Annotated in this window: 20 protein-coding genes; 13 read left to right on the forward strand and 7 right to left on the reverse strand. The window is 53.3% G+C overall.

Annotated elements, in window-relative coordinates; translation table 11 throughout:
- Positions 1–16: 16 nt before the first annotated feature.
- Positions 17–1,495 (reverse strand): sulfatase, encoded by a 1,479-nt coding sequence (locus STSP2_RS02365; RefSeq protein WP_146659508.1) that lies wholly within the window; start codon positions 1,493–1,495, stop codon positions 17–19.
- A 446-nt stretch (positions 1,496–1,941) separates the two neighbouring features.
- Between STSP2_RS02365 and uvrA the strand changes: the two genes are divergently transcribed.
- The 4 genes from uvrA (at position 1,942) to STSP2_RS02385 (ending at position 9,228) form a co-directional block, all read left to right on the forward strand.
- Entirely contained in the window at positions 1,942–4,791 is a 2,850-nt protein-coding gene (gene uvrA / locus STSP2_RS02370; RefSeq protein ID WP_146659510.1) for an excinuclease ABC subunit UvrA, read from the forward strand.
- 43 nt (positions 4,792–4,834) lie between these two features.
- Positions 4,835–5,899 carry an S-methyl-5-thioribose-1-phosphate isomerase gene (mtnA, locus tag STSP2_RS02375; RefSeq protein WP_146659511.1) on the forward strand — a complete coding sequence of 355 codons (1,065 nt, stop codon included), beginning with the start codon at positions 4,835–4,837 and terminating at the stop codon, positions 5,897–5,899.
- A gap of 13 nt (positions 5,900–5,912) precedes the next feature.
- Positions 5,913–7,325: an NAD(P)/FAD-dependent oxidoreductase gene (locus STSP2_RS02380; protein ID WP_146659513.1), complete on the forward strand. Its 1,413-nt coding sequence runs from the start codon at positions 5,913–5,915 to the stop codon at positions 7,323–7,325.
- A 97-nt stretch (positions 7,326–7,422) separates the two neighbouring features.
- Positions 7,423–9,228: a hypothetical protein gene (locus STSP2_RS02385; RefSeq protein WP_146659515.1), complete on the forward strand. Its 1,806-nt coding sequence runs from the start codon at positions 7,423–7,425 to the stop codon at positions 9,226–9,228.
- Between the two features lie 18 nt (positions 9,229–9,246).
- Here the strand turns inward: STSP2_RS02385 and STSP2_RS02390 are convergent, their stop codons facing one another.
- From STSP2_RS02390 to STSP2_RS02400, 3 genes are all read right to left on the reverse strand, one after another.
- Positions 9,247–10,017 (reverse strand): hypothetical protein, encoded by a 771-nt coding sequence (locus STSP2_RS02390; protein ID WP_146659517.1) that lies wholly within the window; start codon positions 10,015–10,017, stop codon positions 9,247–9,249.
- Positions 10,018–10,030: 13 nt separating this feature from the next.
- On the reverse strand, positions 10,031–10,699 hold the full coding sequence (locus STSP2_RS02395) for a hypothetical protein (RefSeq protein WP_146659519.1): 669 nt from the start codon (positions 10,697–10,699) through the stop codon (positions 10,031–10,033).
- Between the two features lie 186 nt (positions 10,700–10,885).
- On the reverse strand, positions 10,886–11,143 hold the full coding sequence (locus tag STSP2_RS02400) for a NifU family protein (RefSeq protein ID WP_146659521.1): 258 nt from the start codon (positions 11,141–11,143) through the stop codon (positions 10,886–10,888).
- A 507-nt stretch (positions 11,144–11,650) separates the two neighbouring features.
- Here STSP2_RS02400 and ilvB point away from each other — a divergent pair.
- The 4 genes from ilvB (at position 11,651) to STSP2_RS02420 (ending at position 15,739) form a co-directional block, all read left to right on the forward strand.
- Positions 11,651–13,381: a biosynthetic-type acetolactate synthase large subunit gene (gene ilvB / locus STSP2_RS02405; RefSeq protein ID WP_205847967.1), complete on the forward strand. Its 1,731-nt coding sequence runs from the start codon at positions 11,651–11,653 to the stop codon at positions 13,379–13,381.
- 25 nt (positions 13,382–13,406) lie between these two features.
- On the forward strand, positions 13,407–13,901 hold the full coding sequence (ilvN, locus tag STSP2_RS02410) for an acetolactate synthase small subunit (RefSeq protein ID WP_146659523.1): 495 nt from the start codon (positions 13,407–13,409) through the stop codon (positions 13,899–13,901).
- 33 nt (positions 13,902–13,934) lie between these two features.
- Positions 13,935–14,936 (forward strand): ketol-acid reductoisomerase, encoded by a 1,002-nt coding sequence (ilvC, locus tag STSP2_RS02415; protein WP_146659525.1) that lies wholly within the window; start codon positions 13,935–13,937, stop codon positions 14,934–14,936.
- 80 nt (positions 14,937–15,016) lie between these two features.
- Positions 15,017–15,739 (forward strand): hypothetical protein, encoded by a 723-nt coding sequence (locus STSP2_RS02420; RefSeq protein ID WP_146659527.1) that lies wholly within the window; start codon positions 15,017–15,019, stop codon positions 15,737–15,739.
- A gap of 362 nt (positions 15,740–16,101) precedes the next feature.
- Here STSP2_RS02420 and STSP2_RS02425 read toward each other — a convergent pair whose 3' ends face one another.
- The 3 genes from STSP2_RS02425 to STSP2_RS02435 form a co-directional block, all read right to left on the reverse strand.
- Positions 16,102–16,659, reverse strand: a complete 558-nt coding sequence (locus tag STSP2_RS02425) for a hypothetical protein (protein ID WP_146659529.1) — start codon at positions 16,657–16,659, stop codon at positions 16,102–16,104.
- A gap of 237 nt (positions 16,660–16,896) precedes the next feature.
- Positions 16,897–17,421, reverse strand: a complete 525-nt coding sequence (gene nrdR, locus STSP2_RS02430) for a transcriptional regulator NrdR (protein WP_146659531.1) — start codon at positions 17,419–17,421, stop codon at positions 16,897–16,899.
- A gap of 1,318 nt (positions 17,422–18,739) precedes the next feature.
- Positions 18,740–19,531 carry a M48 family metallopeptidase gene (locus STSP2_RS02435; RefSeq protein WP_146659533.1) on the reverse strand — a complete coding sequence of 264 codons (792 nt, stop codon included), beginning with the start codon at positions 19,529–19,531 and terminating at the stop codon, positions 18,740–18,742.
- A gap of 108 nt (positions 19,532–19,639) precedes the next feature.
- Here STSP2_RS02435 and STSP2_RS02440 point away from each other — a divergent pair, with 108 nt between their 5' ends.
- The 5 genes from STSP2_RS02440 to rsxE are packed head-to-tail and all read left to right on the forward strand — an operon-like array spanning position 19,640 to position 23,715.
- The gene (locus STSP2_RS02440; protein ID WP_146659535.1) at positions 19,640–19,957 is read left to right on the forward strand and encodes a SoxR reducing system RseC family protein; all 318 of its coding nucleotides are present in this window, start codon (positions 19,640–19,642) and stop codon (positions 19,955–19,957) included.
- 2 nt (positions 19,958–19,959) lie between these two features.
- Positions 19,960–21,327 (forward strand): electron transport complex subunit RsxC, encoded by a 1,368-nt coding sequence (gene rsxC, locus STSP2_RS02445; RefSeq protein WP_257788006.1) that lies wholly within the window; start codon positions 19,960–19,962, stop codon positions 21,325–21,327.
- Positions 21,328–21,379: 52 nt separating this feature from the next.
- Entirely contained in the window at positions 21,380–22,432 is a 1,053-nt protein-coding gene (locus tag STSP2_RS02450) for an RnfABCDGE type electron transport complex subunit D (protein WP_146659539.1), read from the forward strand.
- The gene (locus STSP2_RS02455) at positions 22,425–23,042 is read left to right on the forward strand and encodes an RnfABCDGE type electron transport complex subunit G (protein WP_146659541.1); all 618 of its coding nucleotides are present in this window, start codon (positions 22,425–22,427) and stop codon (positions 23,040–23,042) included. The genes STSP2_RS02450 and STSP2_RS02455 overlap by 8 nt, the downstream gene beginning before the upstream one ends.
- Positions 23,043–23,082: 40 nt before the next feature.
- Positions 23,083–23,715: an electron transport complex subunit RsxE gene (gene rsxE / locus STSP2_RS02460; RefSeq protein ID WP_146659543.1), complete on the forward strand. Its 633-nt coding sequence runs from the start codon at positions 23,083–23,085 to the stop codon at positions 23,713–23,715.
- The last annotated feature ends 32 nt before the right edge of the window (positions 23,716–23,747 follow it).

A 23,747-nucleotide genomic window follows, 5' to 3' on the forward strand; every position in this document is an offset into this window, starting at 1 on the left:
CTCTCCACAAACATTATTAACGCTGTTTAGCCCGCGCCTTGAGCTGATTGTCCTTGTGATCAAACTTTTCTTTGTCGAATCGCGGGTTCTTCTCGGTTGGTATCGGCGCGTCGACCTCGGCCTGCCATTTCTTCAAAATGCCGTGCAGTTCCTTCGCCTTCTCCGGCATCTTCCTGGCAAGGTCGTTCGTCTCACCGATATCTTCCTTAAGATTATACAGCTCAACATGCCCGTCATCAAAGAATTCTATCAGTTTCCAGTCACCCACACGTACAGCACCGCCCGGAACGGTCCGCCAGACTCCCTGGGAAGGCTTGTATCCTCCCAGGTATGCCGGGAAATGCCAGAATACGGCCTTGCGTTCCAGCATTTTGCCGCCTTCGAGCAGTTTGACGATGCTTTCGCCATCCAGAACATGGCCAGCCGGCTTCTTCGCTCCGCATGCCTCCAGCAGCGTTGGATAAAAGTCCGTACCGATCACCGGTACATCGCAATTACTTCCCGCCTTGACCTTCCCCGGCCATTTCACTATCAGCGGTTCGCGTATTCCGCCTTCGTAAAGCATTCCCTTCGACCCCCGCAACGGCGAATTGTCCGTAACCCCGCCGTGACCGCCGTTGTCCGAGAAGAAGACCACGATTGTTTCGTCCTCGATCCCCAGCTCAGCCAGCTTATCCATAATTCGGCCGACACCCTTGTCGGTACTCTCCACCATCGCTGCATATGTCGAATTGTTCTGTCCGCCGTCAGGCTCTTTATTTTTATACTTCTCGATCATCTGTTTTTTGGCCTGCAGCGGGGTATGCACGGCATAGTGCGGCAGGTACAGGAAGAACGGCCTGTCCTTGTTCGTCTCGATAAACTTCAGTGCCTCATCCGTCAGGCGATCCGTCAGATACTCGCCCCTGGGGCCGTCCTCCAGCTCGGGATTGCGGTATGGGCTGAAATAGCTCTTGGGATGGCCGGCCTGAAAACCGCCCACGTTCAGATCGAAGCCCTGTGCCACGGGGCCGGCCTGGGGGTCATTGCCGAGATGCCACTTGCCCATGCTGGCGGAGACATATCCGGCGGGCTTTAGTGCCTCGGCTAGCGTAGGTATTGCCGGGTCGAGTACACGTTTTGTTGGGGTTGGGACGATCTTTCTGTAGATCGACTTGCCCCTTGCAGACGGCGCCACCGTATAAACGCCGTGTCTTGGGGAGTACTGTCCGGACATGAGGCACGCCCTGCTCGGTGCGCAATTTGGAGCGTTAGCATAGGCATCCGTGAACACCATCCCCTCGCTCGCAAGTCTGTCGATGTTAGGCGTTTCGTAGTATTTGCTGCCCATAAAGCCGACATCACGCCACCCCATATCGTCTATCAGGATGAACACAACGTTCGGCTTCCTATTCTTAGACTTTTCGTCGGCCCCTAAAACCTGACTTCGAACCCCGCTGCTCGCCAGAACTGCCGCAAAACCTGCTTTCTTGAGAAACGAACGCCTGTTCAACATTATTAAGCCCTTCAAAATAGAACCAGTATTTGAAAAATCGCTATTGACCAGATCCGCTTGAGACGATGAACACCGCGAGATCCCATGCCCAGCAACCTTCCCGCTAACCCGGCCCGGATACACCTCAGGCTATAAAGATATGACACAAATTGCCCTGAATTAGTGCATTTTTTCGCATTTTAACATAACTTTCCCTGTCTTTCCATTCCGGCCATTACCTGACCTGGCTCTGATCGCCAAAAACACTCTGTAAATTGCCTGCTCCGTATGTTACAATACTCAATTAGCTTGCAGCCATCGGGCGCTGGAGCACAACAGCTATCAGCTTTCGAATCGGCCCGGCACAGGCCCGCTTTTGGATGAACAAAACCTTGGCCCTATGCGTTGAAAAAGTGTTGTAAATATCGATTCAGAGGGGCATTTATAAGTAAAAGGTGCATATAACCGTGGAAAAAGCGATCACTATAACAAGAGCCAGCGAGCACAATCTCAAGAACATCGACATAACCATACCGCGTGATAAACTCGTCGTGGTGACCGGCATCAGCGGATCGGGTAAAAGTTCACTGGCGTTCGACACCATTTATGCGGAGGGTCAGCGGAAATATGTCGAGTCGCTGTCAGCTTATGCCCGTCAGTTCCTCGAACAGATGCAGAAGCCGCACGTGGAGCAGATCGAGGGACTGCCGCCGACAATCGCGATCGAACAGCGATCGGCAAGCTCGAATCCCCGTTCGACGGTTGCTACGACGACCGAGATATATGACTACTGCCGACTGCTGTATGCCCGGATAGGCCAGCCACACTGCTGGATCTGCGGCAAGCCGATCACCTCGCAGCACTCAACTCAGATCGTGGACTCAATACTCGAACACCCCGAACGTACTAAGGTGCAAGTCTGCGCCCCTATCATTCGAGGCCAAAAGGGTGAACATAAAGACGTGTTTACGCGCATCCAGCGAGAGGGGTTCGTGCGTGTGCGAGTGGACGGCCATATCTACGATATCAAGGATACGCCCAAGCTCGCAAAGACAAAGAAGCACGATATCGCCGCGGTGGTCGACCGAATCATTATCAAAGACGGGATTCGTGTCCGGCTGGCGGACTCTATCGAAACTGCTCTCAAGATGGGGGACGGAGTGGTTATCGCGATGGTACAGGAACCGGCTGAAAACAAATCCAACGGCGGCTCGGGCGATTGGCAGGATATCACATATTCCGAAAAATTCGCGTGCAACGATCATCCCGAGGCATCGCTTGCGGAGCTGTCGCCGCGTCTGTTCAGCTTCAACAGCCCGTACGGAGCGTGCCCTGACTGCGACGGGTTGGGCACGGTGCTGGAGTTCGACCCGGACCTGATCGTACCGGACAAAAGTGTTGCGCTGGAGCATGGCGCTATCGATGCCTGGCGAAAAGGCGGCAAGCGAATGAACATCTATTACAACCGCCTGATCAACCGCTTCTGCCGTAATTTCGATATCGATAAATCCGAGCCGTACGAAGAGATTCCCGCGCGTATTCAGAAGATACTGCTCAACGGTACGACGGCGGCTGACGAACGCAAGTACGGCTATTCGTTCGAAGGTGTGATACCGAATTTGACAAGGCGGTGGGAAAACACAACCAGCGAATATGTCAAGGCGCGGCTGCATACGTATCTCAGTGAACAGCCGTGCCAGTCCTGCAACGGTGCGCGTCTGCGGCCGGAGGCGATCGCTGTTACCATCGCGGGCAAAAGCATCCGCGAAGTGACGAGCATGACGATCGAAGACGGTGCGGAGTTCTTTGACGGGCTCGAACTGGATGCTGAGCAGGAGATGATAGCCGCTCAGCCGTTGAAAGAGATCCGGGCTCGCCTGGGCTTTATGCTGGGTGTGGGTCTGGGGTATCTAACGCTCGACCGGGCGAGCAGGACATTGTCAGGCGGGGAGGCACAGCGTATACGCCTGGCGACGCAGGTCGGCTCGGGTCTGGTGGGTTGCTGCTATGTACTGGACGAACCGACGATCGGTCTGCACCGCCGAGACAATGACCGGCTGCTGGCGATTTTGCAGAAGCTTCGGGACATTGGGAACACCGTGCTGGTAGTTGAACACGATGACGAAATTATTGAAGCGGCCGACCATATAATCGACATCGGTCCGGCGGCTGGGGCGCATGGCGGAGAACTGGTCGTGGCAGGTACACTCGAGGAAGTGAAGGCATGCTCCCGCTCGCTTACGGGTCGATATCTCTCGGGCAAGAGCCGTATCGAGATACCCGAACAGCGGCGCAAGTACAGCCTTCGAAATGCGCTCGAAGTTAAAAAGGCGTCCGAGAACAATCTGAAGAACATCGACGTCAAGTTTCCAGTCAGTGTCCTTACATGTGTTACGGGCGTATCCGGTTCGGGTAAATCAACGCTGGTCACGGAGATCCTGCTTAAGGGTCTCAAGCGGCGGCTGCATGGATCGCATGACAAGCCCGGTGCGCACAAACGTATTCTCGGCACGTCGCATATCGATAAGGTCATCGAGATCGACCAGTCGCCGATCGGCAGGACGCCGCGATCCAACCCCGCGACTTACACGGGTGTGTTCGATCTGATACGCCAGCTCTTCGCGAAGACGCGTGAAGCGAAGATACGGGGCTACAAGCCGGGCCGATTCAGTTTCAATGTCAAAGGCGGTCGATGCGAACACTGCCAGGGTCAGGGCACGAAAAAGATCGAGATGCATTTTCTGCCAGATGTTTACGTTACGTGTCAGCAGTGCAAAGGGACGCGATACAATCCCGAGACACTGCAGGTCACGTACAAGGGCAAGAACATTGCCGACGTGCTGGAGATGCGCATCGACGAAGCCAAACACTTCTTCGAAAACTTCCCCAAGGTCACGCGTCTGCTCAAGGCGCTGTGCGATGTCGGGCTGGGGTATATGACGCTGGGTCAGCCTTCGACGACCATGTCGGGCGGTGAGGCTCAGCGCGTGAAACTGGCGTCCGAACTCGGTCGACCGGGCACGGGTCATACGCTTTATCTGCTCGATGAGCCGACAACCGGACTGCACTTTGCGGACATTCATAACCTGATGAACGTTCTCCGCCGGCTGTGCGATCTGGGCAACACCGTCATCGTGATCGAGCATAATCTGGACGTCATTAAGATGGCTGATTACATCATCGACCTCGGCCCCGAAGGCGGCGAAGCAGGTGGTGAGGTCATCGCTTCGGGTTCACCGGAGGAACTCACAAAATTTGAAGACAGCTACACTGCGAAATACCTCGAAGAAAAACTTCTTGCAGAGGGCAAGCTCTGATAAGTTTCGAGATATTCGGTTTGGACAAGGAGTGTGCACCGGTATGAATTTTAAGACTCTCGAATGGCAAGGCGGAATTGATGGGACGCTCGAACTGCTCGATCAGCGAAAACTGCCCGCCGTTACCGAAATGCTCCAGATCAAAACCATACCTCAGCTCTACGAAGCCATCAAAACCCTCGCGGTGCGCGGGGCACCGGCTATCGGTGTCGCAGCCGCTTACGGCCTGGGGCTCGCGCTGCAGGATACTGACCAGTCGGTCGGTTTGCGTGCGGCGTTGGCTCACCTGGACAGTGCAGCGGCCGAACTTGCGCGGTCACGCCCGACAGCGGTGAATCTGACCTGGGCACTGAAGCGGGTTCAAAAGTGCGCCCGCGTTTTCATAGAAGACAATCCATCCGCCTCGGTCACCGACTTCCGCGAAGATGTCCTCGACCAGGCCCACACAATATGTCGCGAGGATCAGAAGATGTGCCGTGAGATAGGGCTCAACGGTCAAAAGCTGATCACGCCCGGTTCGGCCATCATCACCCACTGCAACGCCGGAGCACTCGCCACAGCCGGTCAGGGCACCGCCCTCTCACCCCTTTACGAAGCGCACGCAGCAGGCACACCATTCACCGTTTACGTTGACGAAACCCGTCCACTGCTTCAGGGCGCACGGTTGACGGCATGGGAGCTGAATCAGCAGAATATCCCCGTAACGCTGATCTGCGATAATATGGCTGCCTCGCTGATGGCCGAGGGCAAAATAACCGCTGTGATTACCGGCGCAGACCGCATCGCAGCCAACGGCGACACCGCAAACAAGATAGGCACCCTCAATCTAGCCCTGCTTGCGTACCACTTCGGCATACCATTCTACATTGCCGCTCCGTCCAGCACCTTTGATATTGACACCCCTATGGGCGAAAAAATAGTGATCGAGCAGCGCGATCCGGCCGAAGTAAAATGTATACTTGACCGCGCTGTCTCGCCGGCTACAATCTGTGCATATAATCCGGCTTTCGATCTGACTCCAGCAAAGTATATTACCGCTATGATCACAGAAAAAGGCATAATTGAAAAACCGAACAAATCCACGATAGCCGAACACCTCGCGCAATAATGGGAGCCCCACCATGTCTCAAATTTCAGTCGTCATCCTCGGTGCAGGTCCAGCGGGGCTATCAGCCGGCTATGAACTCGCAAAAAAGGGCGTCGCAGTAAATATCGTTGAAAAAGACAGCATCGTCGGGGGCATCAGCCGAACCGTCGAGCACAACGGGTTTCGATTTGACATTGGCGGCCATCGCTTTTTCACTAAGATGGACCGTGTAAACAAGCTCTGGGACGAGATTCTCGGGGACGAGTTTCTCACGCGTCCACGCATCAGCCGGATTTATTACAATCATAAGTTTTTCGACTACCCGCTGAAAATTTCCAACACATTCAAGAATCTCGGCCCGATAAAGAGTTTCGAATTTTTCCTCTCATATCTTGGCAGCAAAATACAACCATACCCCCGTGAGGATAATCTCGAGCAGTGGGTCTCCAACCGCTTCGGCCGAAAGCTCTACCGCGCCTTCTTCAAGACATACACAGAAAAAGTGTGGAATATCCCGTGCGATCAGATCGAAGCCGAATGGGCCGCCCAGCGGATCAAGGGCCTTTCCTTCAGTTCCGCCGTCCGTGCAGCACTGCTTGGCAACAGCAATGGCAAAATAAAATCCCTCATTGACGAATTCAAGTACCCCCGTCTAGGGCCCGGTCAGATGTACGAAACCATGGCTGAAAAGATACGCGAAATTGGCGGTAAGATGATCATGAACACCCGCGTTACGAAACTAACCAAAACCGACAATACCCTCGCATCTGTCGAAGTCACCGATTCCGACGGGACAACCCAAACCCTCACAGCCGACCACATCCTCTCCAGCATCCCACTAACCGAACTTGTCCAGATCATCGATGATTCCGTGCCGGACCATGTTTGCCGGGCCGCCGAAAAGCTCTCCTATCGTTCGCTGCTCACTATCAATTTGATGATGAACCGTCCCGAGAGTTTCCCCGACACCTGGATCTATATTCACTCCCCAAAAGTAAAGGTCGGCCGTGTACAGTGCTTCAAGAACTGGTCGCCGCACATGGTGCCCGACTCTGACCAGTCCTCGCTTGGCCTGGAATACTTCTGCACAGAAGGCGACTCGCTTTGGAACGCAGCCGACGCAGATCTGGTCGAACTCGGCAAAAACGAGATCGCCCAGCTCGAACTTGCCGATCCCACAACCGTCTTCGATGCATTCGTCATCCGCACTCCCAAGACCTATCCCGTATACATGGCCAACTATCGCGAACACCTCGCCGCCATAAAAGACTACGTCACACCCATCACCAACCTGCAGTGCATAGGCCGAAACGGTATGTTCAAATACAACAACATGGACCACTCAATTCTCACCGGCCTGCTCGCCGCTGACAATATCCTCGGTGCGGACAACGATCTCTGGACAGTAAATACCGAAACAGCTTATCACGAGCAAACGGAGAATTAATTTTAATTTTTCCTTGAAATGCTTTAGTCATTCTGGTAACCTTCCGTCCTCGATATATTGAAGTAAGTTATCGTGCAAAAGCGCCAGGGACGCTTTGATGGGAGTAAATTCACGTAAAAAGCTCGGGAGAAATTGCGCGCAGTCCGCGCCTGCGAATACCGGCCCGCTGTCGGTGTCGCCCGATCTGCGCAGCCGTCGCGAACTTTTTGGTAAGATCACGCTTGCGTCCCTGACAGTTTTTGCCGCGACCCTTGCTGTTCTCTACTTCGGCTATCAACCTGTTCCCAATTCCGACTTTCCGGCTTTTATTTCGACCGCGGAAAATATCCTTTCATTGGAGGCGCCGAGCTTCAAACGTACGCCGGGCCTGGGTATCGCACAGATATTGCTTTCGAACTTTATGCCCGGTCCGCATCCGCAGCTCACTGCGGGCTGGATGCTCAACACGCTGCTATACATCGCGACCGCACCGCTGCTCTATCTTGTCGGTCGGCGGGTGATCGGGCGTGCTGCGCCGCTGCTGGTGATCCTCGTGCTAATCAACCCCTGGAGCCTTTACATGCTCACCCAGCCGATCGTTGAGACGAGCCTTGTCTTTTTCCTTGTGCTGACGTTCTTTCTTATTCTAAAGCCATCGCGATGGACATACCTTACGGCTGCAATAGCATCGATGTTTCGTTATGAAGCCGCGGTGCTGATATTTATAATGCTTGCTGTGGATCTCGTTCGGAACAAGCAGCTCCGCGAGCGGTTTTGGGCAGTCGCTTTCGCGGGTCTGGCTTCATTGCCGATGATCGTTTGGCTGTTGGCGATGTTCGTCATCCGGCCGGGGAATTCTTCGCTCGCAGAAAACACATACTTTGACGGTTACCTTGCTGCGGGTACCAGCTTCGCCACATTTGCCGACTACATCTGGCAGACCGCTGCCGCTCCGCTGTTTATGGGTACGAGCGGGCCGGCCTGTGCTAGCATTACTGTTGTTTCAAAGATTGTCCTCGCGACCTCGCTGTTTGGGGCTCTGACGTTTGCCGTGTACCGTAAGAACTGGCGGACACTCGCGCTTGCCGCGTTTCTGATCGTGTACTATTTTCTGCACGCAAGCCGAAGCTTTACGGTCGATCGCTACGCGGTCCCCGTCCTCTGGCTCACCCTCCTGCTCGCCTTCAAAGGCGCCGCCGACACCGTCACCACCCTGAAACAACGCTTAACCATCCCCGCCGTCATCCCCGTCGCGCTGCTGATACTCACCTCGATCGTATGCACAATGTGGGCTTTGACCTTGCTGCGGCGTCTTCCGTCCTGGCCGTGCTTCACCGCGATATCCGCCTGGACATCGGCGATCACTGCTATTGTTGCAGTCGGTCTCGCCATCACCCGCATTGCTCTTACCCGTTGCCGTATCCTTGCGCATGTTGCTGTCCTGACGGTGCTTGCTGTGGTCATCGTGTCCAATCAGATCGCGCTGTGCACTGTGCTCGGCGACGGCAAGACCGATTACGAATTCAAGCTCCTTGCCGACTGGTACCGCGAAAAAGCTCCGCAAAACGCAAAACTCGCCACCACCATGCCCCACCTCCTCGCGATCTTCGCTCCCGATTCCGAGCAGGACTTCGTCCCCACCCGCCGCATCCCAGGTGATATCCTCAATGAATTTACACAAAACGCCCTCCGCCGCGGTATTACCTACGTCGCCTGGGACTCACGCATGGGCCTGTACCCGGGGGACAAATACTATCAGCGCTGGAACATGCAGAAAATCGCCCCGCTGAAAGTTGCGCGTGACCGGGCCTCGTACGAGTTCATAACGCAACTGAAGACCGATGCCCACAATTACATAAACATCTTCAGACTAACAGCAGACGAAAACACGAACCAAAACGCTCAAACCGCAAGGACCGAATAGCCAGCGGATCGTCCGCCATTAATCCTCTTCCCTGACTCGCCAATCACATACACTGTCATCCCATTCCAGCACAACCACGTCGATCCCCTGTGGATTAGGTTCGACCCTGGACCCACGCAGCTCGCGCCATGCGACAACATTGGGACCCGCCTGCATAATGTAATCGTCATCTGTAACGATAAACTTGTCTTCACGATTGGAAACAATATATCCCCAGTCCATGAACGCATTGCCCCACTCAAGTCGCAAACATGCTAAATCCTTGGCCTGCATGAATATGGCTTGATTAAGATCCATATCTGCGGGCTCAAAGTATTCCTGCTGTACAAGATACACCCATTTTTCCTCCGCAGGCAGCTCATTACGTTTTTCATCAATCCAGGCAACCAGCTCCGCCGCCTCTAAATTCTGCTCCGCCCCGTCAACCAGCCCCCGTATCACTGGGCTCGGATGCCGTACCGGCAAGAACCATCCGCCAGCCGGACTGATAAAAATAACCGCGCCAACAAGCAGCGCACTCAAAGCTGTCAAAACACGCTTGCCGCCCCGCTCAACGCCGCCGAGAAACATCATGATCAATTGAAAAAGCAGAAAAATCAGCCCGATGCCGAGCCAGACCATAACCACGTACATCCAGCCAAAATAGAAAAACCCCCCGTACCAGTTGTCCAGCTCAGCCACATTCTTTGCCATTAGATAACCGCTGTGCGGCCAGATCCACCAAAGCACGATACAGACCACCCCCATAAGCAATGCAAACACACCCACGCTCCAAATTGCCACCTTCATATCCCTGCTCATATCAATCCGTCCAGATAATCACATTATCATTAACGACAACCCAACGTTCGTAATCTTTCGCTCCGTCAATTTCGCTCAAATTCTCGCCTATGATGTAACCATAGTGCAGCAGCGGCCCGCCCCATGTAAGCTTTACTTGCACGCTGCCTCCCTCGAATTTGTCAAGGAAGACATGCGCCGGGTTGAGCTTCCCAATAAATTTTGGTCTCTCTCCCTGATTTACAATATGCCTTCGTGCCTCAAGTGCCTCAGCCTCCTTTTCCATCCAGTCGCAGATGCTTTCAACCTCCAGTTTTTCCTCCGCTGCTCTCTCCAGCCCGCCAATCAGAGGCGTTACTCCGGGCGGAAACACAAGCCACGCACCAGCCGCAATTATCCCTAGAATCACAAATCCGCAAGCCGAACCCGCCGCTTGCCAATCTTTTTTAAATGCCTTCCTAATTGCCCTGGCCATTTGAGTGATAAAAAAATGCAAGCCTACAATAGGCAAAATCAACAGGCCCACCAAAACAGACCCCGCCCACATGAAGTATTCTTGACTTAGCTCACACCCGGCAAGATACATAAACACCCAGTTCATAACCGGCAGCCCAAACCCAAGCACCACAAACACCATCAACTCCCAAATGTCTTTTCGCCGTTGTTTCGACATACCGGCAAATAGCTTCATATCTGTCCTCAGCCCAAAAACCAGATGTTCCGTATAAATGCCTGCAACATGCTAATCACTATAAAGAAAATTCATAAAAATTCCAATCATTTATGTCAGCAGTCTGCCCTGGCGCAACAAAAAAAGCGGCGATTTCAAAAAAAACCGCCGCTTTGTTATTTATGTAAGTCTATGTCAGGCCGTAGGTTATTGTACGGCTACTACTTCTTTCACCTCGGGTACGCGTTCTTTGAGGAGGCGTTCTACGCCCATTTTCAGGGTCATTGCGGCACCTGGGCAACCGCGGCAGGCGCCCTGCAGCCGTACTTTTACGGTGTTGTCTTCGTCAATGCCAACCAGCTCGATGTCCCCGCCGTCGTTCTGCAACATGGGCCTGACCTGCTCGATCACTTCGCTTACCTTTGCGTCAAAACTTTTCTCTCCGCATCCACAATTATCGCACATGAGATAGCTCCCTCAATAAAATTCGTAACATCATATCGTAAACACTACATTATACCCCCATCCGGTGTTCACACAATACCCTTATTTGGTGTATCCGCAAAACTTTTCTTACCAATCATATAGATAAATCCTCTGAATCCAACCCGAAGCGGTAAAAATGCGAGCTGCGCCAAAGGTGGTGTGAAGGCCTGGTACAAAAAGACGCGACATAGCTAAAAACCGAAATATTATTCTCTTTTTTCTTCAGCGAGAGCAATATAATGGCCGAATCATTGACAAAGCAACACGAACAAGCTATCATTAGGCACTTATACGACATTTACAGCATGATCATACACCACAATGAAGATGCCTGAAAAGTTTGTCGTTACGGCATTCTGGCGGGTTTATTACCCCCACTGCTTTGTCGATCCGGACGGTCCGGCCCGATAAAAACGTGGGAATAGCCCGGACAAGCCAGCATGACCGGAATAACATAGCTGTTTTATAGCATTAGGAGAAAGAAAAATGTCTAACAACCCATCTCCGGGTGCGTCCGCGCCCAAACCCATCCGTAAACCCGGATCCCAGATCATAGTCGACACGCTCATCGAGCAGGGTGTTGACACGATGTTCGGGTACCTCGGCGGCGTGGTCCTGCCGATCTTCGACAAGATCTACGATTCGCCGATCAACTTCGTCATCCCGCGACACGAGCAGGGCGGCTGTCACATGGCTGACGCTTATGCCCGCGCAACGGGCAAACCCGGAGTCATAATTGCAACTTCGGGCCCAGGTGCGACAAACCTTATTACGGGTTTGGCGACCGCGATGATGGACTCGGTACCGCTTATCGCCCTGACGGGCCAGGTTCGAACCGATCTGATCGGCAACGACGCGTTCCAGGAAGCCGACATCACCGGCATCACCAGGCCGATCACAAAACATAACGTCATATTAAAGGACACAAAGGACGTCGCCCAGACACTTCGCGAGGCGTTCCATATCGCCACTACCGGCCGGCCGGGCCCTGTTCTGATCGACATACCGGTTGACGTTGCGATGGGCGAAGCGGAAGTTACGCCGCCGGAAAAGATCAAGCTGCCGGGCTATAAGATCCGCCATCGCGGCCACTCGCGACAGGTAACGACCGCTGCGAACGCTATCAACAATTCTCTGAGGCCCGTACTCTACGTTGGCGGCGGAGTCATCGCGTCGGGCGCGTTCGACGAGCTGCGAATGCTGGCTGAAAAGGCACACATCCCGGTAACGACGACGCTGCTCGGGCTGGGAGCATGGGATCAGACGAAAGAAGGCTCGCTCGACATGCTCGGCATGCACGGTGCTGCTTATGCGAATTATGCGGTTCAGGATGCCGATCTGCTCATCGCGGTCGGTGCACGCTTCGAGGACCGGGTAACAGGCAAGCTCAAAACTTTTGCCACGAATGCGACAACCATACATATCGATATTGACCCGTCGAGCATCTCCAAGAATGTTCGCGTCGACATCCCCGTTGTAGGCGACGCCAAGCAGACGCTTAGCGAACTCGCCCGCCAGGTCGAATACCGCGAACGCAAAGAGTGGTTCGACAAGATCGCTGAATGGAAGGAAAAGTTCCCGCTTTTCTATGACCGTAATGCGGACACGATCAAGCCGCAATACGTGATTGAAGAGCTTTACAACCAGACGAAGGACAGTGAAGCCACCATCGTAACCGGCGTTGGTCAGCACCAGATGTGGGCCGCTCAGTTCTACAAGTACTCGCGACCCCGCCAGCTCATCACGTCCGGGGGACTCGGCACTATGGGCTTTGGTCTGCCCGCGGCTATCGGCGCACAGGTCGCACGGCCAGGCAAACTGGTCATCGACATCGACGGTGACAGCTCGTTTAACATGACCTTGCAGGAACTGGCGACCGCGGTTCAGTACGAGCTGCCGGTCAAGGTCGTACTGCTCAACAACGGTTACATGGGCATGGTTCGCCAGTGGCAGGAACTGTTCTACAATAAGCGTTATTCCTGCAGCTATCTGACGAATCCGAACTTTGCGAAGCTCGCACAGGCTTTCGGAGCGGCGGGCATAACTGTCGAAGACAAATCGGCCGTACCGGGCGCGATCGAACAGATGCTCAAAGAAACAAAACCTTGCGTTGTGGACTTCCGTGTCGAGCCGGAAGAAAACGTCTGGCCTATGGTGCCGGCCGGAAAGAGTCTGCATGAAATGGACGGTCTCGACATTTTCGAAAGCATGGCATAAACTACAACGCAAAGGAGATATCCCAATGAAACATATACTTAGTGCACTAGTACAAAACGAACCAGGCGTTCTCGCACACGTTTCCGGCATGTTTGCAGCAAGGGCGTTCAATATTGACTCGCTCGCTGTCGGCCGAACGGATGACCCGAAACTGAGCCGAATGACCATCGTTGTCGTCGGCGATGACCGCATGGTAGAACAGGTCCGCAAGCAACTTGCGAAGATCGTCTCAGTAGTGAAGGTCCAGGACTTCGCAGGCAAGGATACCGTTGCACGCGATCTGATGCTGCTGTCGGTAGCGGCGCCTGCGGAAAAACGGCCTGAGATTTTCGCCCTCATCGAGATGTTCAACGCAAAAGTTGTAGACATTGGACCAAAATTTGTTATGGTAGAGGTTTCTGGTCCCGAAGCTAAGATCGAGGCTTTCATCGAAGCATGCAAACCATACGGCGTCAAAAATGTTGCTCGTACCGGTACCATCGCAATGCCGAGACAGCCGCGATCGAATTCTCAGGAATAACTCAGACAATCTTTGAAAAGGAGTAGCACTGAAATGGCAAACATATACTACGAAAACGAAGCACCTATCGATGCGCTTAAAGGCAAGAAGGTCGCCGTCATCGGCTACGGCTCACAGGGCCACGGCCATTCGCAGAATCTGCGTGACAGCGGCATCGACGTAGCAGTCGCCGAACTCGAAGGCACGGACAATTTCAACCTCGCCAAAGAGCACGGCTTTAACCCGACCGACATCAAGACAGCTATCGACGGCGCGGCGCTGATAATCATTACGCTGCCCGATGAGGTCCAGGCGAAGGTTTACAATTCGGACATCGCTCCGAACCTCCAGCCCGGTCAGACACTTGGTTTCTGTCATGGCTTTAACATCATCTTCGGCTACATCCAGCCGCCTGAGAATACCAACGTTGTAATGATCGCCCCGAAGGGTCCGGGCCACCTCGTTCGTGCTGAGTACGAAAAAGGCGGCGGCGTACCTTGTCTGATCGCTGTCGAACAGGACGCGACAGGCGATGCAAAAGACGTGGCTCTGGCATGGGCGAACGGCATCGGCGGTGCTCGCGCGGGCATCATCGAGACCACCTTCAAGGAAGAGACCGAAACCGATCTGTTCGGCGAACAGGTTGTTCTCTGCGGCGGCCTGACCGCTCTGATCAAGGCGGGTTTTGAAACTCTCGTTGATGCAGGCTATCAGCCCGAGATCGCATATTTCGAATGCCTCCATGAAGTCAAGCTCATCGTCGACCTGATGTATCAGGGCGGTCTGAGCTACATGCGGTACTCGATTTCGAACACTGCTGAGTATGGCGATCTGTCACGCGGGTCACGGATCATAACGGATGAAACCAAGGCCGAGATGAAGAAGATCCTCTCGGAGATCCAGACTGGCGAATTTGCAAAGGAATGGGTCGCAGAGTACCAGGGCGGCATGAAGAAGTTCAACGAGCTTTACGAAAAGGACTACACTTCGAAGCTCGAGACCGTCGGCAGAAAGCTTCGCTCCATGATGAAGTGGATCGACGCTAAGGAAGTATAAGGTACAGTACTACAAAGGCCCGGCATGATCTTGTCGGGCCTCTTTTAATCTGCTCAAACTGTTTTTAGGAAGGGGCCCAAATGAGGTCGATAAGTTTGATCCTGATCGCCGTCACCTGCACCGTAATGCTTGCAGGCTGTCAGAACATCGAAAAAGAAAATCAGATTTTCAGCCGGTACTACATGACCGAACTCAAAACCAGCACCTCGGCTGATGTCCTTCCAATGATCGCCCAGGACCGCGAGCTCACCAGCCAGAGCGAATCCGTCATCGTTGCCTGGGACCAGAAGAAGAACCACGACCGCATCTGGTTCAACATGGTCGCATTTGATGAAGACGAACTTACCGCTGTACGCAAGTACGCATTCAACACCAACGAAACACCACAGGGCATCTACGATCTATTCCCCACTCAGAACATTCGCTTCGATGCGAGCATGGTTCTCTCTGAAGACGTACTGGGCGAACCGTACAACACCGAAGATGCCAGACGCATTGCCTTTATAGAAGCTCTGGACGATAATTTCGACAGCGATATCGCAGCAGTACGTCAGGACAGCGAAACGCTCGAAGCGGGCTATATGCTCATAAAGCAGGTGCTAAATACGATCCTGCACAAGCTCGACAACTCGCCCGCACTCGCCCAGCGGCTCTCTGATCCTGCAGGCATGGAGTTCGACCACATGAACTTCGATGAGGGCAAAGTCAGAATGACCACCGAAGGCGACATCATGAAATTCAAAGTTAAGATCGGCTCCTACGTAAAAGACTTCGAAGAACACCCAGACGTAAAAAGCATGTAGCAAAGCACAGCGACCATCGAATACCAAAGGGCGGCCATCAAAAGATGCCGCCCTTTTTCTTATCATGCGGAACGGAAGTGTTCCGCATATTCCTTTGGCTGGTAATCTTTCAAAGATATTCAAGTAAAAAAGGCCTTTCTAAGCTTCCTTGCGCGAAAGGCCCTCGATTTACATAAGAAGCATCCAGACGGTACATCGATCCGGCATATTTCGGCACCTGTCCGTTTTCCATTCGTCCCGGCTGACCGGCCAAATCGACAAGCAGCTTCCCTTCTGCAACCGCCTGAATACGACCATCCCTGGCCTGCTTCTAAATAACTTTTCCATTCTCCGCCATCATGTCCCGACGGCCAAACCACCATCTATCCGGCCATCGCCTCCAGTCGATCCCGGGCGCCTATCATCGCTTCGAGATCCGCCAGTACGATCTGCCTTATCAAGCCCTTGCGAATGCGGCTGAGCCCGAGTCCGAAGACTTTCTCTTCTACAGACCCCGCAACTGCGCGGGCAAGCCGCACATTCAGGCCATCCTGGCCAACGAGGTCCGCAACGATCCGTGACTTGTCCCAGGAACTTATCCCTGTTCCGGGTATGGCGCCCCCACAGCTTCCGTTCTCGCCGATAACTTCTATTCTGCGCCTTCTGAGCTGCCGATCCGTTCTGTGTTCGGCCAGCAACTCGGCGGCCTTTCGGTTGCCGGTGCCCACCAGCACCGAAATCACCATCGAATGGATCTGACCGCTTGTCAGCGGATTCCGCCCGCAGTTGTAAACATGAAACGTCACCGCTTCTGCCAACTGCTCAGCGGCGAAAATATCTGCCTGGCCTGCACCTGTGATCGCCCGGTTCAAACTTCCGAGCACCTTCGTGTGCAGATAATCCTCCAGACTTCCGTCCGCCTTGACGACCATAACGTGCATTGGTCAACGCTCCTGAATAACTGTTTTTATTTCCGCAAAAACAGTTCCAGACAAAGCCTTGAAACCACAGCAAAACTGACGAGCAATCGCAAAACACTTTCTGAAAAGCTCCTGTGATCACCAAGAAGAACTACTAAACAAAGTCCATCATATCACCCCGGTTGAATTGGCCCTCCCGGCCTATCTCCCGCGCTCGTCTCAATAGAACATCTTTAAAAATTGTCCTAAAGCTTTATGCTAAAACAATTTCGGCTGCTTGGAATTCGGCTCATCCGACTTTTCCTCGTCTTCTGTCGCAGCCTTCTCGCCTTCTTCCATCATCTGGCGAAACTCTTCAAACAGCTCACCAGCGTCCTTAAAGTCCATATAAACGCTTGCAAACCGGATGTAAGCCACTTTATCGATCTGGCGCAGATGACGCATTGCGCTTTCGCCGATAAAAATAGAAGAGACCTCCTTGTCAAACCGCCTGAATATTTCCTCTTCGACCTTGTCCGCCAGATCCTGAATGGCATCCGCCGAGACGGGCCGCTTGTAACATGCTTTCAGCAAACCACTTATGAGCTTTTCGCGATCATACGGCACCCGCGATCTATCTCGCTTGACCACCGTAAGCTTAAATCCCTCGGCGATCTTCTCATAAGTCGTGAACCGTCGATTGCACGCAAGACATTCCCTTCTCCTGCGTATAATACGGCCGCCTTCGCTGCTGCGCGAATCTATGACCTTGTCCTCGTTTTCCTTACAGAAAGGGCATCGCACGGCCTGGCCCACCCAAAAAATCGCATTTTCTCACAATCGATTGCGTACCTCTGCACGATATCTGGTACGAGCTCAATGTTAAAGCCCATATATTGTACGTCAAGGGAAATCCCCCATCTTTTTCCGCGTAAAAAGCCCGACAACCTGTGAATTGTTGTTTTTAGTCTCCGCAACTCATTGCACTGCAACAGGTAACAGCGAAACTAACAAAAAACTAACAGGCCCGATAAAATTTGATCTGGCGCAATAAAAAGGCCCTCGCGCTATGCGAGAGCCTCTCTATTTATAACTGGAAGGCCCAAAGCCCGGTTTCAAAGTGGAACCCGGCCCGGCACCGATCAAAATCGGAGCCAGCGTTCGCCCGGTTTCCGAACCGCAGCCTTCCCCCCAGAACTTCCACGGACTCTCCTCAGGTAAAGAGTCCGAAAGTCACTTAATTGCAATAAAAACCGCCGCTGCCGACCCGAAGGTCGACTCGCGGCTGTTATCCCCCCAAATAGCTTCTCGGCCGGTCTTTAGTGTTTTTTTCAGGCCGCTGCGGAGAATTCTCTCCGATCCGATCGCCCGCAAGGTTTAATAAAGCCGCCTTACGACGACTTATGACCGTCCACTAAAAACATAATAAATGATTGCTGTTGCTCCAAATCCTGCCGGCCGAAAAATGCTACGATAACTCAAACTCATTACTGTCAATGAACTTCCCAGTGCCGATCCTCATCACAACGGCATTCCATCAGGATACAGCACCCGAACAATCACGTTGACAATTTTGTCCATCACCATTTTTACCAGCTTCATCACGACCTCCTAAGCCAAAAAAAGCTACTCACTCTACGACTCTCGCGGAATCCTGTATCAACTGAAAATGTTTTTCTCCGATTCTGAACCCGGCGGTCCTCTGCCAGCCATAAAGACTCGCTTGCATAACATCAAAGTGATCAGACTATCCATATATCCCCTTTCGCTCGAATTCTGAATTTCTTTTACCGATCAGAATTCTCGGTGGTCTGGATGTCCATCTCATTATCACACCCCATTAACTTAACTCATCCTTCAACTAACAATTTACCAGAAAGCCCGCTTGACAATCAAGAAATTGTTAAGTAAATGTTAACGAGCAATGGTTCTGCGATAAGCTGCTACCCTCAATCCCGTATGCCAGCAGCAAGACCCCTGTTTTTATCGGCTCTGCCTGCCCTGGATAATTTGTCTGAACGCTCAGATTTTTTCGCAAAGCGCGCAGAAAAGGTGCCCGCTGAAACGCACATTCGCCCCAGCAGGCACCTGGCTTAGCTGTAACATGTCCAATCGGGTGTGCCTAAAGATTATTCAGTACATACCGCTGATAATCCGCCTCACCCCGCTTGACATCGCTGTAACGCATACCCCTGATCCTGTCCTCCAGGATCGCCTGCCGATTCGCAGGTGCCGGGTGCGTTGACAAAAACTCGAATCCGCCCCCGCCCAGCTGTTCCAGCATAATCATCGTCTCCAGCAGTCCCTGCGGATCATAACCTGCCCGCAGCATGTAATCCATGCCGTACGTATCTGCCTCGATCTCGTCCTCTCTGCTGTATCTCAACTGCAGCAGTTGTCCGCCCAGATCCGCAGCGGTCAGCGCTCCTGCCGGCGCATCGGTTGCGCTGCCGATACCCTGCAGCAGCAGGTCGAAACCTATCTGCCTGCTTATCGCCTGCGAGCTGTGCCTTATCGTCACATGTGCAACCTCGTGCGCAAGGATCCCCGCAAGCTGAGCCTCGTCGTCAATATTCCGTAACATACCCTCCGTAATGAAGATATGGCCGCCGGGCAGGGCCGAAGCATTCACCGACTTATCCCGGACGGCAGTAAACTCGAAATCTTCGCCAGCCAGATGCGTTTGCCGCACAATACTGCTGCCCACGCTGTCTATGTAGTTCTGCAATTGCGTGTTCTGTATGGCCCCGCCAAGCTGCTTTTCCACCTCCGGCGCATATTCCTCACCAATACGTTTCTCCTCTTCCGAGGACACGAACATGAGTTCTCGCTCACCCGTAACAGGATTGGTGGAACATCCAGTGATTATGCCCGAAAACGCAACCATTAGCATTGAAAATAGCATCTTTCGCATCTGATCTTACCTCCCGGCCGCAAAACTCGGCGCTGTCTGAAAATTTTAACTTGAAAGTTCACCTCATATTAATTATAAGCTCGACTTTAGGCCTGAGGACATATAAAAATGACACAGGATAAGTTTTGCTCCAATTGCCCTAACAAACACGATTGCAAAAGCATCTATGAAGCAATGGGCAATACCAAAGGAGAGTCCGTCGTGCTCAAGGTCATTGTCGCCTTCCTGCTCCCCATAATAATATTTATCGCAGCATTGATGTTATCGCAGGAACTGCTGGCTGACAAGCTTGACGGACAAAAAACGGAGGCGGTTGTTCCCGCACTCATCGCATTGGGAGCAACCCTTACATGGATAACGGTTATTTACGTGATTAATACGATCCTGGCCAGAAGGTCAGGCCGGAGTTCATCGCAAGGAGATTAAAAATTTCTAGCTCGACCAAAAAATCATTCCCGGGCGGAGTACACCCTGCGGACCAGAAAGAACTGACCGCCGATAGCGCGATCCAGCAGATCGCACCTCCAAAACAGGTTGCAATTCTGTTAAGCCAGCACATCGGCGCACCAAACCATCCGACAGTCAAAAAACGTGACACCGTCGAGATCGGCCAGGTGATTGGCACAACCGACGCTTTTGTTTCCTCGCCCGTCCACTCGCCCGTTAACGGAACGGTAAAAGATATCGCTTTGCGCTCGCATCCGGTTCTTGGACGTACCGAGGCGATCGTCATCGACACCGACGAAGAAAACCCGGGCATTAAAACTCCTGTTGCGGATAGATTCGATGCTTCCTTCGACGAAAACAAATTCACCGCACAGCAGATCGGTGACGCGATCAAAAACGCAGGCATCGTGGGCATGGGCGGTGCAGGTTTCCCGACACGCGTAAAGGTCGAGCCTGACACAGAACCCAAAAAGCACACGATGCTAATAAACGCCTGTGAGTGCGAACCATATATAACATGTGACTACCGCGTGATGCTCGAATGGACATACCAGTTCATCGCGGGCATAAAGCTCGCCAAAAAGATCTCAGGGTGCAAACGTGTCTGCATCGGCGTGGAAGACAACAAGACCGAGGCTCTGCAGGTACTCAAAGAAGCCATCGAAAAGGCCTCGCCTGATTTCGAGCTGATCCCTTTGCAGACAAAATACCCGCAGGGCGGCGAAAAACAGTTGATCAAAGCGGTCCTCGATCAGGACGTACCGCTTGGCGGTATCCCGCCGCAGATCGGACTGCTGGTCATGAACGTTGCGACATGTGCAGCGATCGCCGAAGCTGTCGTACTCGATCAGCCGTTGACACATCGCGCACTGACTGTCACGGGCCACGGCATCAACTCGCCTGGCAACTTCTATGTGCCCATCGGCACACCCATCCAGGAGATCATCGACCTGTGCGGCGGCCTGAAGGACTCGGCTGTGAAAGTCATTTTGGGCGGGCCGATGATGGGCTTTGCTGTCGGCGACCTTTCGACCCCGGTCACAAAGACCTGCGGCTCGATACTCGTCCTCTCGAAAGACGAAATCTCGAAAGCGAAGTTCGAACGCAAACAAACGCCCTGCATACGCTGCGGTCGATGCCTTGAGGTCTGCCCAGCGAACATAAACCCGACAAAGATCGCTCATTCAGTCAAGCACAACATGCTCGACCTGGCTGAGCAGTATCACATGGCCGCGTGCATCGAGTGCGGTTGCTGCAGCTACATCTGCCCAGCCAACATCGAAATAACGGGTCACATAAAAACTGGCAAGGTCCTCAAGGCCCGACAGCAAAAAAAAATGCCTAAGTAACTGCCAAATCCGGCAAATCAACTGGTAACCCGAAATTAGGACACTGGTTCAAATGCACGAAAATCTGACAGTATCACCAGCTCCGCATATCAGCAAGGCGCACTCGACGCAGTCGGTCATGCTCGACGTCCTCATAGGTCTGGCGCCTGCGGTAATCGCAGCAATAATCTACTTCCGCATCGAGGCTGCGGCGGTCATTATCACCTGCACCATCGCCTGCATCGCTGCCGAGTGGATCTCGAACAAAATGCTCCGTCGTCCGTCTTCCATCGGCGACCTATCGGCAGTGGTAACCGCCGTGATCCTGGCACTTTCGCTGCCGCCGACTATCCCGCTTTGGGGCGCGGCTGTTGGAAGTGCGTTCGGTATCTTTATCGCCAAAATGGTATTCGGCGGACTCGGCGCAAACGTTTTCAACCCCGCAATGGCTGCTCGTGCGTTCATGGCTGCATCGCTCGGCGGACTGATGACCACATGGACCGTTCCTGCAACTGTCGATGCACAGTTGGCGACCAACGAACCTGCGGCTATGGCGAAGATCTCGGCCGCAAACGAAGTCGCTGAAGACGGCACGACAGAAGCCATCACTCAGGCAACACCGCTGGCCTGGTCAAAGAACGCACAAAAGGGTGAAGTCGACGCATCCATTGTTAACAAACTGATCGAAGCGACCTTCACCGGAACTACGGGCGGCTGTCTGGGCGAAACATCGTCACTTGCCCTCATTCTCGGAGGCATATACCTGCTTATAAAACGCACCATCAGCTTTCACATACCCGCTGCCGTTCTGCTTTCGGCATTCGCCGCCGCCGCCATTGGCTGGTTCGCGGCTCCAGAACAGTATGCAAACCCGGTCTTCCACATAACTTCAGGCGGCATGCTAATCTGTGCTTTCTTCATCGCCACCGATCCTGTCACCGCGCCGCTGACAAAGCTGGGCATGTGGATCTTCGGCATAGGCGTGGGCGTCGTCATCATGCTCATCCGACTCGTCGGCGAATACCCCGAAGGCGTGATGTATGCCGTTCTGCTGATGAACGCGTTTACGCCGCTGATCGACCGTTTCTGTAAACTCACTCCAGCAGGAGGAAAAGCAAATGCGTAACATAAAATTCTTCTTCCGACAGAGCTGGCTTGTTATCGTCGCATCCTTTGCGTTCGGCGGACTCCTGGCGCTTACAAACGCCGCACTGCAACCGCGCATCCAGGCCAATCTCATTGCGAAATTCAACCGAACGGCCGGCAACCTCCTGCCTGATGCGAAAAACTTCGAAGTTCCCCAAGCTTTCGAGGACCTCGAAAAGATCAAAACCGACTCAGGCGACGAACTCAGCATACAGATTAAAAAAGCAATCGATGCCGAGGGTAATCTCGTAGGCTGGGCGTTCACCGCGAAGGGCCCTGGCTTTGCAGATATGATCGAGCTGGTCATCGCAACAGGTCCGAAGCTGGAATCGATCAAGGGTTTCGGCGTTCTAAAGAGTAACGAAACACCCGGTTTCGGCGATCAGATCAACAACGACTTCTACCAGGACCAGTTCCACGGTGCACCGACGGCCAGCCTTGAACTGAGCAAGATCGGCGACGCGTCGAAGATCGACAACACTATTGTCGCGATCACTGGTGCAACCGTGACCAGCGATGCGGTCGTGAACATATTCAACACGTACCTCCCGGAAGTGAAAGAGCTGCTCGCAGAGAATCAGCAGATATAAACGACGCTAAAGAAAACCATAAAACCCTAAAGGTTCGAAAATGGCAAACGATACGAACACCAAAATGAAAGTCTTCTCCGCCGGGTTCTGGCGCGAGAATCCCGTACTCATCCTCCTGCTCGGCATGTGTCCGACACTGGCGGTAACGACCGGCGTTAACGCATCGCTGACGATGGGCCTGACCGTGATCTTCGTTCTCACCTGTGCGAACATCGTGGTCTCTCTCATGCGAAACCTGCTCAAGCCGCACATCCGCATTTTGATGTTTACGCTGACGATATCCACCTTCGTGACGATCGCGGACCTGGTGCTCAAGGCGTATTTGCCGGACATGTCCGACAAGCTCGGTCCTTACATCCCGCTGATCATCGTTAACTGCCTGATCATCTGCCGGGCCGAGGCTTGTGCAAGCAAATCGCCCATCGGCACCTCGATCATCGACGCACTCGGTATGGGTCTGGGCTTCACGGCAACTCTTGTCGCACTCGGCGCGATCCGCGAACTGTTCGGCACAGGCAAGCTCATGGGCTTCGAGATACTTCACACCACCGCCAACGGCGGCTGGTACACACCATGGGCAGGCATGATCATGCCGGTCGGTGCCTTCGTCACGCTGGGCCTGATGCTTGCGGGCGTGAACCTCGTGAACCGAAAACTTGAATCGAAAAAATAAGCGAATCGCAAACGTACATATAAAAGGATAGC

This window comes from Anaerohalosphaera lusitana (genome assembly GCF_002007645.1).
Classification (GTDB): Bacteria; Planctomycetota; Phycisphaerae; order Sedimentisphaerales; family Anaerohalosphaeraceae; genus Anaerohalosphaera; species Anaerohalosphaera lusitana.

What these genes read in the sequence shown, in the direction of transcription:
- STSP2_RS02440 (WP_146659535.1), top strand. Translation starts at nt 19,640, where the DNA reads ATGACACAGGATAAGTTTTGCTCCAATTGCCCTAACAAACACGATTGC.
- STSP2_RS02420 (WP_146659527.1), top strand. Translation starts at nt 15,017, where the DNA reads ATGAGGTCGATAAGTTTGATCCTGATCGCCGTCACCTGCACCGTAATG.
- STSP2_RS02400 (WP_146659521.1), bottom strand. Translation starts at nt 11,143, where the DNA reads ATGTGCGATAATTGTGGATGCGGAGAGAAAAGTTTTGACGCAAAGGTA.
- mtnA (WP_146659511.1), top strand. Translation starts at nt 4,835, where the DNA reads ATGAATTTTAAGACTCTCGAATGGCAAGGCGGAATTGATGGGACGCTC.
- ilvB (WP_205847967.1), top strand. Translation starts at nt 11,651, where the DNA reads ATGTCTAACAACCCATCTCCGGGTGCGTCCGCGCCCAAACCCATCCGT.
- ilvN (WP_146659523.1), top strand. Translation starts at nt 13,407, where the DNA reads ATGAAACATATACTTAGTGCACTAGTACAAAACGAACCAGGCGTTCTC.
- rsxE (WP_146659543.1), top strand. Translation starts at nt 23,083, where the DNA reads ATGGCAAACGATACGAACACCAAAATGAAAGTCTTCTCCGCCGGGTTC.
- STSP2_RS02390 (WP_146659517.1), bottom strand. Translation starts at nt 10,017, where the DNA reads ATGAAGGTGGCAATTTGGAGCGTGGGTGTGTTTGCATTGCTTATGGGG.
- STSP2_RS02450 (WP_146659539.1), top strand. Translation starts at nt 21,380, where the DNA reads ATGCACGAAAATCTGACAGTATCACCAGCTCCGCATATCAGCAAGGCG.
- STSP2_RS02455 (WP_146659541.1), top strand. Translation starts at nt 22,425, where the DNA reads ATGCGTAACATAAAATTCTTCTTCCGACAGAGCTGGCTTGTTATCGTC.
- STSP2_RS02435 (WP_146659533.1), bottom strand. Translation starts at nt 19,531, where the DNA reads ATGCGAAAGATGCTATTTTCAATGCTAATGGTTGCGTTTTCGGGCATA.
- STSP2_RS02425 (WP_146659529.1), bottom strand. Translation starts at nt 16,659, where the DNA reads ATGCACGTTATGGTCGTCAAGGCGGACGGAAGTCTGGAGGATTATCTG.
- STSP2_RS02365 (WP_146659508.1), bottom strand. Translation starts at nt 1,495, where the DNA reads ATGTTGAACAGGCGTTCGTTTCTCAAGAAAGCAGGTTTTGCGGCAGTT.
- STSP2_RS02385 (WP_146659515.1), top strand. Translation starts at nt 7,423, where the DNA reads ATGGGAGTAAATTCACGTAAAAAGCTCGGGAGAAATTGCGCGCAGTCC.
- ilvC (WP_146659525.1), top strand. Translation starts at nt 13,935, where the DNA reads ATGGCAAACATATACTACGAAAACGAAGCACCTATCGATGCGCTTAAA.
- STSP2_RS02380 (WP_146659513.1), top strand. Translation starts at nt 5,913, where the DNA reads ATGTCTCAAATTTCAGTCGTCATCCTCGGTGCAGGTCCAGCGGGGCTA.
- STSP2_RS02395 (WP_146659519.1), bottom strand. Translation starts at nt 10,699, where the DNA reads ATGAAGCTATTTGCCGGTATGTCGAAACAACGGCGAAAAGACATTTGG.